Below are 13,423 nucleotides of genomic sequence, written 5' to 3' on the forward strand. Positions count from 1 at the left end.
ATGGCGACAGGGTTATAATGCATGCCATGAATCCAGACTTGCACAAACTACAGCCTTACCCTTTTCAACGCCTGCGCGATTTGTTCGCAGGCACTACGCCCAACCCGAAATATAGCCCTATCAACCTGTCAATAGGTGAGCCCAAGCATGCCACACCTGCCTTGATCACCTCTGCCTTGGCCGATAGCCTTGCCGGGCTTGCCACCTATCCGACAACATTGGGCATTGCCAAACTGCGCGAGACGATTTCGGGCTGGCTGTCACGGCGTTACCAGATTCCCGCACTAAACCCGGAAACCGAGATCATCCCTGTCAATGGCAGCCGTGAAGCCTTGTTTGCCTTGGCACAAACAGTCATCGACAGCAGCTTGCCTCAACCCGTAGTCATCAGCCCCAACCCCTTCTACCAGATCTACGAGGGGGCTGCGTTGCTCGCAGGCGCTGAACCCTACTTCCTCAATACGCTGCCTGCAAATGATTTCGGCATGGCCTTTGACGAGGTGCCGGAAAGTATATTGCAGCGTACGCAGCTTGTTTACGTCTGTTCGCCAGGCAACCCTTCCGGCAAGGTCATGGGATTGGAACAATGGCAGGAAATCTTTACTTTGTCTGATCGTTACGGCTTCGTGATTGCCGCCGATGAGTGCTACTCGGAAATCTACTTCGATGAAGCCACTCCGCCACTGGGCGCGCTACAGGCGGCTCACCAGCTTGGGCGTGATTACAGCCGCTTGGTGGTATTCAGCTCGCTGTCCAAGCGCTCCAACGTGCCTGGCATGCGCTCGGGGTTTGTAGCTGGCGATGTCAAGATACTTGAGAAATTCCTGCTCTACCGTACCTACCATGGCTGCGCCATGAACCCTGCAGTGCAGATCGCCAGCGTGGCCGCATGGCAGGATGAAGTTCATGTGGTGGAAAACCGCCGCCTGTATGCGGAAAAATTTGCTGCCGTCACGCCGTTATTACAAGGAGTGCTGGATGTCGACATGCCGGATGCTGCTTTTTACCTGTGGGCATACACCGGCCAAGCGGATACCGAGTTTGCACTGCAACTCTATCGCGACTATCACGTCACGGTCCTTCCGGGCAGCTTCCTGGCGCGCGAAGCGCACGGTATCAATCCCGGTCATGGCTTCGTCAGAATCGCCTTGGTGGCCTCCTTTGCCGAATGCATGGAAGCCGCTGAACGCATCCGCCAGTTAGTCGAAAGCTAAGCCTCATAAAGTTTTGCATTCAAGCGTAGAACAAGGCGGGTCGCCGCAGACAGTGCTTGACGCACGGCAAGGCAACCCAACGCGGTTATAGGTTTGAAGGCGAAACTGTATCAGCCAGAAACTCGTTGATTTCCCGATGCGTCTGGCCATATAAATCAGGACTCAGGCAATCCAGCACCAGGGTATCGTCCATGCCGCGCAGCCAGGTCAACTGGCGTTTGGCAAGCTGGCGCGTGGCGGCGATTCCCTGTTCCCGCCAGGCATCGTGGTCAATTTTTCCTGCAATATAATCCAGCGTCTGGCGATAGCCTACACAGCGCATTGATGTCATATCCGGGTGCAGGGTTGGATACTTCTCCAATAAGCCCTGCACTTCTCCCAACAATCCCTCGCTTATCATGGCATGAAAGCGTTCCGCAATGCGTGCATGCAACACTGCCCGGTCGGATGGTTGCAAGGCAATCTTGAACAGACGGTAAGGCAAGGCTTGCAGGGATTGCTTGCGGAACAGTGCGGTCATGGTTTCGCCTGATAGCGCATACACCTCCAGGGCCCGCTGGATACGCTGCGAATCTGTCGGTTGCAGGCGGGCGGCCGTGTCGGGGTCGATTGCAGCCAGCCGCGCATGCATGGCCGGCCAGCCTACTTTTTCTGCCTCCCGGTCCAACTCGGCCCGTGTGGCGGCATCTGCTTGAGGCAACCCGGCAAGCCCCTGTTGCAATGACTTGAAATACAACATGGTGCCACCGACCAGCAGCGGCACTTTTCCTCTGGAAGTAATTTCCTGCATCAGGCGCAAGGCATCGGTACGGAATTGCGCAGCGGAATAAACTTCTGTCGGATTGATGATATCGACCAGATGGTGCGGCGCCTGCTGCAAGATGTCGGGGCCGGGCTTGGCGGTGCCAATATCCATGTCCTTGTAGACCAGCGCTGAATCGACGCTGATGATTTCAACCGGCATGGTTTGCACAAGCTCAACTGCCAAGCCGGTTTTGCCACTGGCGGTTGGCCCCATGAGAAAGATCGCAGGTGGCACGGAGGCTGTCATATGCTGGAAATGTGAAAAGACGGGTTATTTGCCACGCATGAACATCTTGTCCAGCTCATACATGGTGACCTGGAACCAGGTGGGACGGCCATGGTTGCACTGCCCGGAACGCTCGGTGGCTTCCATATCGCGCAACAGCGCATTCATCTCGGGAATGGTCAGGATACGGTTGGCCCGCACTGCTGCATGGCAGGCCATGGTGCCCAGCAACTCGTTACGGCGCTCGGTAAACGCACGGCTTGCACCATATTGCCGCAAATCTGCGAGTACATCGCGCGCAAGCGCGACGGCATCGGCATCCTTGAGCATGACGGGAATGGAACGTACTGCCAATGTGGTAGGCGAAAGCACGGCAATATCAAACCCAAGCTGTTCTAGGCCATTTTCAGCTAGTGACTGCTGCTCCTGTACGGTAGCAACTTCCAGAAGGTCGGCATGAAAACTCACAGGCAGCAATAACGGCTGCATGGGCACGCGGCTGGCATCGAGCGCATTCTTGAGCTTCTCGTACATGATGCGTTCGTGGGCGGCATGCATATCCACCACCACCAAACCCAGCTTGTTTTGCGCGAGGATATAAACACCATGAATCTGCGCAGCGGCAAAACCTAGCGGAAACTCCTGTGCATCATCAGCGAGCTGGTTTTCAGGCTGCGCCGCACCCAATATGCCATTGGGTATACTCGGTGGCAGTTCTGTTGTCACGGCCTGTTGAAGTCCGCCAAACAAGTTCTGATAAAAGTTGCCCGAAGCCTCATTGGCGCGCAAATCGATATTGCTCTGAAAACGCGGGTAGCTGGCGACAGGTGCTGAATTATTGGCACTACTTGCAGCTGCCAGTTCGGGCGTCAGCGAACTGGCAAGCCCGACCGGGGCGGCCAATGATTTATTGAGCGCATGGAAAATGAAGCGATGCACGGATTGGCCGTCGCGGAAGCGTACCTCGGTCTTGCTCGGATGCACATTGACATCCACCAGGGCCGGATCCAGCTCCAGGAACAATACAAACGCCGGATGACGGTCATGATGCAATACATCCTGGTAGGCCTGGCGTATGGCGTGGCTGATCAGCTTGTCGCGGACAAAACGTCCATTGACATATACATATTGGGTATCACGCGCATGACGCGAGAATGTGGGCTTGGCCGCCATTCCCCAAAGGCGCAGCCCGGCAGCGGATTCATCTAGGTAAAACGCTTCTGCGGCAAAATCCTTGCCCAAGACGTCCTCAAAGCGCTTTTCCGCATGAGTGGTGCCCAGCCGCATCGTGGCACGGCCATTATGCTGCAGGAGAAAGCTCACATCCGGGCGAGAAAGCGCAACCCGGCGGAACGCCTCTTCGCAATGGCCGAACTCGGTATTCTCAGTTTTGAGGAATTTGCGTCGGGCGGGCGTGTTGAAATAAATATCCTGGATGTCGACGATAGTGCCCGCATCAAGTGCTGCGGGTTCAATATTCGTGAGAAAAGAACCTTCAGACGCAATACGCCAGGCATGCTTTTCATCAGGGTGGCAACTTGTGATCTGGGTACGGGAAATTGCGGCAATGCTTGCAAGCGCCTCGCCGCGGAAACCAAGGCTGGCAACACGCTCGAGGTCTTCCAGACTGGCAATCTTGCTGGTGGCATGCCGGGTCAATGCAAGACTGAGTTCATCACGCGCAATGCCGCCGCCATTATCACTAATGCGCATCTGCTTGACGCCGCCAGATTGCAGAGCAACGGCAATATCGGTGCTGCCGGCATCCAGGCTGTTTTCCAGAATTTCCTTGAGCGCCGAGGCTGGGCGCTCGACTACTTCGCCAGCGGCGATCTGGCTGATTAACTGGTCGGGGAGAAGCTTAATGGATGGCATACTGGAAAGACGAGGGCCCACGGACAATCAAGCGCCCTATTCTACCCCCAGCATGCCATGCTATGCCAATCTATAGCCCATCAATAAAGCGCAGGCCGTACTTCTGCACAGCGATATCGGTGACCACTTCACTTTCAAGTCCAACCTTTTGCGCAAGCAAATCCACCGGCACAAATTCGGGTGGACGCACTAGAAGGTCATCTGCCACCTGATGCAGTGCTTGTACAGCCTTGCCTTCCAAATGGGCATCGCGCCCCGCTTCGCTACCGAATGTATCGAAAATCACATAAAGGTTTTCTGCCCGCTTGAACGCATACCAGGTCTTGGTTTCGTCCTCTTCCTTGACCACAGGCAAGGTTTTTTTCAGAAAACTTTCAAGCTCTTGCCGCTTGTCAGGGCGTGCCTCCAACTTGATGTACAGCGCATATTTACTCATTGCATCATTCCTTGATTACTGCATTCACGTACTTTTGGTACGCACCTTTTGTGCCAGCATGGGTGCGCTGGCCAGGGCACAGCCCTTAGGAATTGCCATTGAGCTCGACCGTCTGTAGATACTCGGGCACGATGACATTCCATTTCTTTTCTTCTTCTATTCTGTGTCTGAGTGCGTCCGCGGCTACTGGTTCACCATGCACGATAAAGGTTTGCCTCGGCTGCTGCGGGCACTGCGCCAGCCACTGCATGATTTCTTGATAGTCGGCGTGGGCAGACAAGTTGTCAATCGAGGCAATCTCGGCGCGCATCGGCACATATTCGCCATGAATCTTGACGCTTTCCGCGCCGTCGACCAAGGCCGCCCCGCGCGTTCCCGGGGCCTGGAACCCCGCAAACAATACCGTATTGCGTGCGTCAGGCCCAAATGCCTTGAGATGATGTACTACACGGCCGCCGGATGCCATGCCGCTGGCGGCAAGAATGATGGCCGGCTCGCGCAGGTTGTTGATCTCCATGGACTCTTCCACACTGGTCACTACCTTGGCCACTTTCGCCAGTTCCCGGCACTGTGCCGCGCTGAGCTTGTGTTCAGCGCTATGCGTAAGGAAAATCAGGGTCGCATCCGTGGCCATCGGGCTGTTCAGGTAGACCGGAATATCGGGAATGCGGCCTTTCTGCTTGATCTTGTGGATGTAATACAACACTTCCTGGGCACGGCCGACAGCAAATACCGGCACCAGTACAATGCCCCCTCGCTTTGCCGTGCGGTTGATGACGTCGGCCAACTGGGCTTCAGGCGCGGTGTTTTCATGCAGGCGATTGCCATAGGTCGATTCCACTACCAGATAATCTGCGGCCTCAGGTGCTGCTGGCGCATGCAGCAAGGGATCGTTCATGCGTCCCAGGTCTCCTGAAAACAGGATGGAAGTCTGTTCATCCTTGAGCAGCACTGTAGAGGCGCCCAGGATATGGCCGGCTAGCCTGAGCTTGATGGTAATGCCATCAAGAATCTGAGTCGTCTGTTCCAGCGGTACAGCTACTAGATGTTCAAGCGCAGCCTCGGCATCCTCCTTGGTATAGAGCGGCAAGGCTGGCTTGTGCTTGGAGAAACCACGCTTGTTGGCATAGCGTGCCTCTTCCTCCTGTATATGGGCAGAGTCGCGCAGCAATAGCTGGCAAAGCGCCAACGTGGCCTCGCTACAATACACCTTGCCGCGGAAACCCTGCTTGACCAATAGCGGCAGGTACCCCGTATGGTCTATATGCGCATGGGTCAGTACCACCGCATCAATGCTGGCCGGCTCCACCGGCAGCTTGGCCCAGTTCTTCAGGCGCAATACCTTCAAGCCCTGGAACAAGCCGCAATCGACCAATATACGGCGTTCGCCGCTTGTCACAAGGTGCTTGGAGCCGGTCACGGTGCCAGCGGCACCGAGAAAACTGATTTTCATGCCTATTTCTCTACTATTCTGGTCTTGGATAAAGGCGGGTTGGCAGCGAAATACTTCTTGATTCCCGACAAAATGGAACTCACCAGCTTGTCCTGGTGCTTGCTGTCATTGAGCCTGCGTTCTTCTTCTGGATTAGTAATGAAGGCTGTTTCCACGAGGATGGAAGGAATATCGGGCGATTTCAGCACGGCAAACCCTGCCTGCTCGACATGGCGCTTATGCAGGGTATTGATGGTGCCCATATGGTCCAGCACCAGTTTGCCCAGTTTCAGGCTATCGTTGATCGTCACGGTTTGAGAGAGATCGAGCAAAGTGCGGGCAAGATAAGGATCCTTAACGCCTCCAATACTGACGCCCCCGATCAGGTCCGACTCATTTTCACGCTGCGCCAGCAGGCGCGCCTGGGCACTGGTGGCCCCGGTTTCGGAGAGCGCAAACACCGATGACCCACGCGCCTGGGCGCTCAATGCAGCATCCGCATGGATAGACACGAACAAATCGGCCTGCATTTTACGTGCTTTCACCACCCGTCCATGCAACGGGATGAAATAGTCGCCATCGCGGGTCAGGACACCGCGCATGTTGGGCTCTGCATCAATGGCGGCCTTGAGTTTCTTGGCAATTGCCAGGGTGACATTCTTTTCGTACGACCCCTTGGCGCCTTTCGCGCCCGGGTCCTCGCCGCCATGCCCCGCATCAATCGCAATGGTCAATATCCTGGAATCAGGTTTTTTATTGGTAGATGGTGCAACTACAGCAGGAGGCTGGCTCGTACCAGGCAAATCTGGTGTCGCCTCCGTAATCACGGGCGACTCCGGTGCTAATTGCAGTTCGGGCAGAGGCGCTTCGGCGGTTTCAGGTTTTTCGAGCTGCTCCAGCATTGCCATCAGTGGATCTTGCGCCGGATAAATATCCAGCACCAGGCGATCCTGATAATCACCAGCGGGGGGCAATGTAAACACCTGCGGCTTGATTTGCGCCTTGAGATCGACCACGATGCGCACGACACCAGGCTTGAAATTGGCGACGCGCACCTGGCGGATATAAGGATCATTGGGATTGATCTTCTCGCCCAGGGCTTTGAGCACGGTTCCCAGCTCAACATTGTTCAGGTCGAGTACCAGCCGTTCCGGGTCTTTCAGTATCACCATGCTGTGGCTAACAGGCTTGCTGGTTTCCAGGGTGATGCGTGTGTAGTCGGCGGCGGGCCAGACCCGTGCAGCTGAAACCTGTATCGATTCAGCCGCATTGACAGGCATCAGCCCCAGCACCAGCACCAGTGCAATGGCAAGCAGGCAGGCTAGGAAACGGACTTGAGTTTTATGAGGCATTGCTTTCCTGAGTCAGTATTGGCACTTGCTAGAATCCGCCTGCCCTGTTCTTCAGGCTGCATGCGGATGTCAATATCAGGTGCAGGCAATAGCTCCTGCGCCTTTTCCGGCCATTCGACCAGGCATAGGGATTCTGGGTTGAAGTAATCTCTGAATCCGGCAGCATCCCACTCTTCCGGATCAACAAATCTGTATAAATCAAAGTGATATAAGTTTAATGTAGAAACCACATAAGGTTCAACCAGTGTATAGGTCGGGCTCTTGACTTTGCCGGTGTGCCCCAGTGCGCGCAACAGGCCGCGCACAAGTGTCGTCTTGCCTGCGCCAAGGTCACCATGCAAATAAATGTTCAATCCGGGCGTCAGCACCTGGGCAAGCCGGCTTCCAAATGCAAGCGTAGCTGCTTCATCGGGCAAGGCCAGTGTAAAATCATCATGCATATGTCTCAAACTCTAAACAACTTGGAAAACCTTGCCGCGGACATCAAGCGCTGGGGCATCGAGCTGGGTTTCGGACAGATTGGCATTACTGATACCGACCTGTCCGCTGCCGAGCCGCGCCACCGCGAATGGATAGAGCAAGGCTTCCATGGTGCCATGGATTATATGGCAAAACATGGAGAGAAACGCACCCGGCCGGCTGAATTGGTGCCGGGCACCATCCGCATCATTTCGGCCCGCATGGACTATATGGCGCCGGAAGCCCGCGATAGCGAGGAAGTCATGCAGGACTCAAGCCTGGCCTTTATCTCGCGTTATGCGTTGGGGCGCGACTACCACAAGGTATTGCGCAACCGCCTGCAAAAGCTCAGCGATAAGATAGCCGAAAGCATAGGAAAGTTCGGCTACCGTGTCTTTACCGACAGCGCGCCGGTGCTGGAAGTGGAGCTGGCACAGAAGGCCGGGCTGGGCTGGCGCGGCAAGCATACCCTGCTGCTATCACGCAATGCAGGCTCCTGGTTTTTCCTAGGCGAGATTTATACCGACCTTCCCCTGCCCGTGGACGAACCATTAACCGGCCATTGCGGCAAATGCACCGCCTGCATCGACATTTGCCCAACCCAGGCGATTGTAGAACCATATAAGGTAGATGCCAGACGCTGCATTTCCTACCTCACCATCGAGCTCAAGGACAGCATTCCCGAGCATTTGCGGCCATTGATAGGCAACCGCGTTTATGGTTGCGATGATTGCCAACTGACTTGCCCCTGGAATCGTTTTGCCCAGATGACGCAGCAGGATGACTTCCAGGTTCGCCACGGTCTGGATAATGTCAGCCTGGTGGAACTGTTCAGCTGGGACGAAGCCACTTTCAAGGAAAAAATGGCAGGCAGCGCGATTCACCGTATCGGCCATGCGCAATGGCTGCGCAACATCGCAGTGGGACTTGGCAATGCCAGCACCACGCCTGAGGTGATCCAGGCACTGGAGAACAGGCGCAATGACCCTTCCGAACTGGTGCGCGAGCATGTAGCCTGGGCATTGCAACAACATGCAAACCCACCATGAAAATTATTTATTTGGCCACCGCAAAAAATCACAGGTCGGTTGTATAATCGCCGCTCCAAAACCTGATAAAGACCGGCACGTGTTCACACCTCTCGTGTTTCGCCGTATGAGCCTAGCGCTGTTTGCAGCCCTAGGCCTTTTTATTGTCTTTACTTTCTCCCACTATGGCATCAGCAACGACGAGGAGGTCCAGCACGTTTATGGCCGCCTGCTGCTTGACTTCTACAGCTCCGGTTTCAGCGACAGGTCTGCATTTGAATACCACAACCTGTTCCTCTATGGCGGACTGTTTGACCTGATCGCCGCCTTGCTGGAACAGGCATTGCCCATCTGGGTATGGGATATGCGCCACCTGCTATCTGCCCTATTCGGCCTGGCCGGCATCGTAGCGGCCTACAAGATTGCCCGGCACCTGGGCGGCGAGCGTGCGGGGTTCTTCACTGTGTTGCTGCTGGCGATCACCGGCGCCTGGACGGGCGCGATGTTCACCCATACCAAGGATGTGCCGTTTGCCGCCTGCATGGCCTGGGCCTTGTACTATACGATTCTGGTGATAGAAAAACTGCCCCGCCCGCCGCTCGCGCTCTCCATCAAGCTAGGCATTGCGGTTGGCTGCGCGCTGGGCTTGCGCATCGGCGGCGCCTTTGCCGTGATTTATCTATTATTGTTGCTTGGGATATCGGGGCTTATCAACATCCAGGGCTGGCAAGCGCGGCTGCGCTATTGGCTGGTTAGCGTTATCCACCTGATCCCGGCTGGCGTTGTCGCCTTTATCCTGATGGCGATATTCTGGCCCTGGGGCGTGATGTCGCCCAGCCATCCAATGGAAGCCGCCAGGTCCTTCTCGCACTTCGCGTTCAATATGCTCACGATTATGGATGGCGAAGTCATGAACATAGGCGAAGTGCCGCGCTATTACTTGCCCGCCTATTTGCTGGTACGCCTGCCTGAGGTATTTTTGCTTGGCCTGGCAGGCTTGTTATTTAGCGCTGCGCTTAATTACCGCGCGCTTTTCAAGCGCCGAGAGAAGCTCCTGCCCTGGCTCGCCGTCATCATCGCGGCGTTATTCCCGATTGCCTTTAATGTCATAGACAAGCCAGCCTTGTATAACGGCATCCGCCATTTCACTTTTGTGGTGCCGCCGGTTGTGGTTTTGGCAGGCCTCGGCCTGGCCTTGAGCTGGGATGCCCTCCACAGCCTGCCGCGCCTGCGCAAGGGCTTTGGCATTGCCTGCATCGCGCTATGCGCTTTGACATTGCTCACTCTCGCTCGCCTGCATCCATACGAATATATCTATTACAACAACCTGGCGGGCAGCATGGCAGAGGCCGAGGCGGAATGGGAAGGCGATTACTGGTCCAGCAGCCTGCGCGAAGCCTCCGACATGCTGGAAGACGAAATTTCAACCAAGCCGCGCCGCGATGCAAGTGGCAGAATCGTGCCTTACCTGGTGGCGGTCTGCGCCGAAAATATCCAGGGCAGTGCCTACCTTGACCGCCGCTTCAGCGTCACCAAGAACTGGGAAGCTGCCGATTTCTACTTGTCCACGACCAATATGGGCTGTGACGGTGTAATGAACGGAAAAATCATCGGCGAGGTCAAACGCATGGGAGTGGTGTTGGCGGTGGTCAAGGACAGGCGGGACCTGTTGGCGCACCTGCGCCAGCCACTCATGGCACCTCATCAGCATTAACTTATCAATCGACGTTTAAGCGCGAGACCGTTCTTATGACGACAGACCGCAGCCAATCCGATCCCCATATCAGCGTGATCGTGCCTGCCTATAACGAAGCCGCGGCAATCACCGCCACCGTGGAAAATATTGCCAACCAGCTCGCCACCTTGAGCCCGCACTGGGATATCGTCGTGATTGACGACGGCAGCCGCGACAATACTGCTGGCCTGGTGCGTGGCTTGCCGTCTTATCTGCATACCACGCTGGTACGCTTCTCGCGCAATTTCGGCAAGGAGTATGCGATTACCGCCGGCCTGGAATATGCCCAGGGCGATATCGTGATCTGCATGGATGCCGACGGCCAGCACTCTTCCAGCCTCATCAATACCATGCTCGACAAATGGCGCGAAGGTTATGACATGGTGTACGCCGTGCGCCAGGACCGCAATGTGGAATCCAGCTTTAAGCGCTGGGGGTCGCGTATCTTCTATGAAATCATGACGCTGGGCGAGCGCATCACCATTCCGCGCGATGCAGGTGATTTCCGCCTCATGAACCGTAACGTCGTGGATGCCTTGCGGGCCTTGCCGGAACGTAACCGATTCATGAAGGGCATGTATGCATGGGTGGGTCATAAGTCCATTGGCATCCCCTATACGCCGTTGCCGCGCAGCCATGGCGTCAGCACCTTTTCGCGCCTCAAGCTCATGCAGCTTGCCTGGACCGGCATCACCAGTTTCTCGGTGATTCCTTTGCGCCTCGCAAGTGCAGTCGGAGGGCTACTGGCCTTGCTGGCCTTTATTTATGGCATCTGGGTGATCCTGGAAAAAATGTTTTTCCATGAATCTATACCTGGCTGGCCCACCGTGGTCGCAAGCTTGATGTTTTTTTCCGGGGTACAGCTGCTGTTTATCGGCATCCTGGGCGAATATATCGCGCGTATTTATGACGAGGTTAAAGGACGTCCGCCCTATATCGTGGCTGAGGTATCCGCGGCTTACCAGAACGCACTGGCCTCATGAGTCCATCGACTCACGCCCGGTCGGCTTCGTGGTTCACCATCATCGGCACCATAGCGGCATTGGTGCATTACGTCAGTGCGATTATCCTGGAGTCTGCAATGCGCTTTAGCCCCGGCTCTGCAAACCTGTTGGCTTTCCTGTTAGCGTTCCCGGTCAGTTACTTTGGCCATCGCATGCTGTCTTTTGCTGGCAATCATTCGGAGCACAGGCATGCACTACCTCGCTTTCTGCTGGTCGCCTGCACTGGGTTCGCCACGAACCAGCTACTATTGCTGAGTCTTCTGGCGTTTAGCCCGACACCTTTCTGGCTGGCGCTGGCGCTAGTTATGATTGTTGTGGCGCTAGCAACCTACGTTTTAAGCCGCTATTGGGTATTTAGGCATAGGGGCTGATTATGGTAACACCCTTGATATCGAGTGCGGATGATTATGCCCAGGTAGCTGCAATAGATGCCGGCATACTCAGCCTGATCAACCAGGGGCGGCTGACCGCCACCTCTTGTCTTAGTTTCAGTCCACGCTGGCGTGAGGCCGCCTCTGCCATTACATCGGAGATCAGGCAGCAGGCCGACATCGGCCTGCATATCGACTTTACGCAATACTCGCAGCCCGTACGCCACTCACATCCCCAGGTAGTCATACGCAGCCTGCTACGCGGTTTTGACAGGCAGCAGATACATGCCACGATTGCCAGCCAGCTAGACGCTTTTGAAGATGCGCTTGGTAGCGCACCGGACTATGTGGATGGGCATCAACATGTTCATCAATTGCCGCAAATAAGGGAAATCCTGCTACAAGAGCTGCAAACACGTTATGCAGATGGGCTGCCCTGGATCAGGGTTTCACACCCTGTCGAGGATGGCATGAAAGGCCGGATAATATCGGCCTTGGGGGCGCATGCCATGCGGCAACAAGCCTTGAAGCGTGGGTTTAGAATGACCGATGTCCTGCTGGGGGTGTATGGATTTGATAGCAACGCGTCTATTTATAGCAACCAGCTCAAGCACTGGTTGGAAGCTGCGGTTCGCGAAGCTGCCAATGGCCACATATGCGCCCTGATGTGCCATCCAGGATGGCTTAGCCATGACGAAACAGATCCAATCCGGCAATCACGGCCAACCGAATATCAGGCCTTATCCAGCCCGGAGTTTGCAGCAATGCTGCAAACACTCAATATCAGGCTGGAAAAAGGCAGCCGCTTGCTGGCTGGGGTTTAATATCAAAAGGCCCTCTCGGGCCTTTGTTATTACTGGGATTTACTACTACGAGGCGTCGTGGCAGCTGGCTTGGGTGGCGTTTTGTCCGTGGTTCTCTGCTCCAGCGCCTGCTTTTCCTCCGGTGTCAGTACTTTCATCACACACTCTTCAGTACCGTAGCTGCCGCCGCTGTCGTCAGGCTCGAAGTACTCCTTTCGGAAACCCCACCTATCCTTGCCTACCTTCTTGATGGTAGCAATACCCGTACTATGGTCTACGTTATTCTTCTTGTCGCGGATATTGAAGCTAATTGCCAGGCGATTGCCAATGGCCACGGCTTGGCCATGGTAAATAGTGGAATTGACGGTTTCGGTTTCATAATAATAGGCACCGAATTTGCCATGGCTGCTGACGCGGTTAAGCCTCAAGGCAACGACAACATCATAGGCACCGATGGAGGAATTTTCGCCCTTGCATTCGTAAAGGCCAGTATAGTTGGGACCGGTAAACGCGGGTTTTGCTTGAGCCAGACTGGAAAAAGCCAGCATGGCCGAGACAATTACTATTTTTTTCATCCGGGGACTCTGAGTTATTGTGGCAATAGCGTTCTATTGTAACGCGTATATGTGCCATCTCTGCAAGCCCAGTACAATATTTCCCGGTATATGCACTGCAACTATTATA

The 13,423-nt window shown here is 55.3% G+C and carries 13 protein-coding genes; 6 read left to right on the plus strand and 7 right to left on the minus strand.

Annotated features, from left to right (window positions below):
- Nucleotides 1-26 precede the first annotated feature (26 nt).
- Nucleotides 27-1,214 carry a succinyldiaminopimelate transaminase gene (gene dapC / locus LG198_RS03695; RefSeq protein ID WP_230341804.1) on the plus strand — a complete coding sequence of 396 codons (1,188 nt, stop codon included), beginning with the start codon at nt 27-29 and terminating at the stop codon, nt 1,212-1,214.
- A gap of 85 nt (nt 1,215-1,299) precedes the next feature.
- Here the strand turns inward: dapC and miaA are convergent, their stop codons facing one another.
- The 6 genes from miaA to tsaE all read right to left on the minus strand — a co-directional run bounded on the left by miaA (nt 1,300) and on the right by tsaE (nt 7,779).
- Entirely contained in the window at nt 1,300-2,265 is a 966-nt protein-coding gene (miaA, locus tag LG198_RS03700) for a tRNA (adenosine(37)-N6)-dimethylallyltransferase MiaA (protein WP_230341805.1), read from the minus strand.
- Between the two features lie 24 nt (nt 2,266-2,289).
- On the minus strand, nt 2,290-4,119 hold the full coding sequence (gene mutL / locus LG198_RS03705) for a DNA mismatch repair endonuclease MutL (protein WP_230341806.1): 1,830 nt from the start codon (nt 4,117-4,119) through the stop codon (nt 2,290-2,292).
- 70 nt (nt 4,120-4,189) lie between these two features.
- Nucleotides 4,190-4,555, minus strand: a complete 366-nt coding sequence (locus tag LG198_RS03710) for a putative quinol monooxygenase (RefSeq protein ID WP_230341807.1) — start codon at nt 4,553-4,555, stop codon at nt 4,190-4,192.
- An 85-nt stretch (nt 4,556-4,640) separates the two neighbouring features.
- Nucleotides 4,641-6,008 (minus strand): MBL fold metallo-hydrolase RNA specificity domain-containing protein, encoded by a 1,368-nt coding sequence (locus tag LG198_RS03715; protein WP_230341808.1) that lies wholly within the window; start codon nt 6,006-6,008, stop codon nt 4,641-4,643.
- A gap of 2 nt (nt 6,009-6,010) precedes the next feature.
- Nucleotides 6,011-7,339, minus strand: a complete 1,329-nt coding sequence (locus LG198_RS03720; RefSeq protein WP_230341809.1) for an N-acetylmuramoyl-L-alanine amidase — start codon at nt 7,337-7,339, stop codon at nt 6,011-6,013.
- Nucleotides 7,309-7,779, minus strand: a complete 471-nt coding sequence (gene tsaE, locus LG198_RS03725; protein WP_230341810.1) for a tRNA (adenosine(37)-N6)-threonylcarbamoyltransferase complex ATPase subunit type 1 TsaE — start codon at nt 7,777-7,779, stop codon at nt 7,309-7,311. The genes LG198_RS03720 and tsaE overlap by 31 nt, the downstream gene beginning before the upstream one ends.
- On the opposite strand from tsaE, the gene queG reads away from it, so the two are divergent.
- From queG to LG198_RS03750, 5 genes are all read left to right on the plus strand, one after another.
- The gene (gene queG, locus LG198_RS03730) at nt 7,780-8,847 is read left to right on the plus strand and encodes a tRNA epoxyqueuosine(34) reductase QueG (RefSeq protein WP_230341811.1); all 1,068 of its coding nucleotides are present in this window, start codon (nt 7,780-7,782) and stop codon (nt 8,845-8,847) included.
- 79 nt (nt 8,848-8,926) lie between these two features.
- On the plus strand, nt 8,927-10,540 hold the full coding sequence (locus tag LG198_RS03735; RefSeq protein WP_230341812.1) for an ArnT family glycosyltransferase: 1,614 nt from the start codon (nt 8,927-8,929) through the stop codon (nt 10,538-10,540).
- 35 nt (nt 10,541-10,575) lie between these two features.
- Nucleotides 10,576-11,544 carry a glycosyltransferase family 2 protein gene (locus LG198_RS03740; RefSeq protein ID WP_230341813.1) on the plus strand — a complete coding sequence of 323 codons (969 nt, stop codon included), beginning with the start codon at nt 10,576-10,578 and terminating at the stop codon, nt 11,542-11,544.
- Nucleotides 11,541-11,936 carry a GtrA family protein gene (locus tag LG198_RS03745; protein WP_230341814.1) on the plus strand — a complete coding sequence of 132 codons (396 nt, stop codon included), beginning with the start codon at nt 11,541-11,543 and terminating at the stop codon, nt 11,934-11,936. Before LG198_RS03740 ends, LG198_RS03745 begins: the two co-directional genes overlap by 4 nt.
- A gap of 2 nt (nt 11,937-11,938) precedes the next feature.
- The gene (locus LG198_RS03750) at nt 11,939-12,760 is read left to right on the plus strand and encodes a ChbG/HpnK family deacetylase (protein WP_230341815.1); all 822 of its coding nucleotides are present in this window, start codon (nt 11,939-11,941) and stop codon (nt 12,758-12,760) included.
- 29 nt (nt 12,761-12,789) lie between these two features.
- Here LG198_RS03750 and LG198_RS03755 read toward each other — a convergent pair whose 3' ends face one another.
- Complete coding sequence (locus tag LG198_RS03755) at nt 12,790-13,314, minus strand: hypothetical protein (RefSeq protein ID WP_230341816.1); 525 nt, start codon at nt 13,312-13,314, stop codon at nt 12,790-12,792.
- Nucleotides 13,315-13,423: the final 109 nt, after the last annotated feature.

The sequence above is a fragment of the Methylobacillus arboreus genome, assembly GCF_020532725.1.
Taxonomy (GTDB): Bacteria; Pseudomonadota; Gammaproteobacteria; order Burkholderiales; family Methylophilaceae; genus Methylobacillus; species Methylobacillus arboreus.

What these genes read in the sequence shown, in the direction of transcription:
- dapC (WP_230341804.1), top strand. Translation starts at nt 27, where the DNA reads ATGAATCCAGACTTGCACAAACTACAGCCTTACCCTTTTCAACGCCTG.
- miaA (WP_230341805.1), bottom strand. Translation starts at nt 2,265, where the DNA reads ATGACAGCCTCCGTGCCACCTGCGATCTTTCTCATGGGGCCAACCGCC.
- mutL (WP_230341806.1), bottom strand. Translation starts at nt 4,119, where the DNA reads ATGCCATCCATTAAGCTTCTCCCCGACCAGTTAATCAGCCAGATCGCC.
- LG198_RS03710 (WP_230341807.1), bottom strand. Translation starts at nt 4,555, where the DNA reads ATGAGTAAATATGCGCTGTACATCAAGTTGGAGGCACGCCCTGACAAG.
- LG198_RS03715 (WP_230341808.1), bottom strand. Translation starts at nt 6,008, where the DNA reads ATGAAAATCAGTTTTCTCGGTGCCGCTGGCACCGTGACCGGCTCCAAG.
- LG198_RS03720 (WP_230341809.1), bottom strand. Translation starts at nt 7,339, where the DNA reads ATGCCTCATAAAACTCAAGTCCGTTTCCTAGCCTGCCTGCTTGCCATT.
- tsaE (WP_230341810.1), bottom strand. Translation starts at nt 7,779, where the DNA reads ATGCATGATGATTTTACACTGGCCTTGCCCGATGAAGCAGCTACGCTT.
- queG (WP_230341811.1), top strand. Translation starts at nt 7,780, where the DNA reads ATGTCTCAAACTCTAAACAACTTGGAAAACCTTGCCGCGGACATCAAG.
- LG198_RS03740 (WP_230341813.1), top strand. Translation starts at nt 10,576, where the DNA reads ATGACGACAGACCGCAGCCAATCCGATCCCCATATCAGCGTGATCGTG.
- LG198_RS03745 (WP_230341814.1), top strand. Translation starts at nt 11,541, where the DNA reads ATGAGTCCATCGACTCACGCCCGGTCGGCTTCGTGGTTCACCATCATC.
- LG198_RS03750 (WP_230341815.1), top strand. Translation starts at nt 11,939, where the DNA reads ATGGTAACACCCTTGATATCGAGTGCGGATGATTATGCCCAGGTAGCT.
- LG198_RS03755 (WP_230341816.1), bottom strand. Translation starts at nt 13,314, where the DNA reads ATGAAAAAAATAGTAATTGTCTCGGCCATGCTGGCTTTTTCCAGTCTG.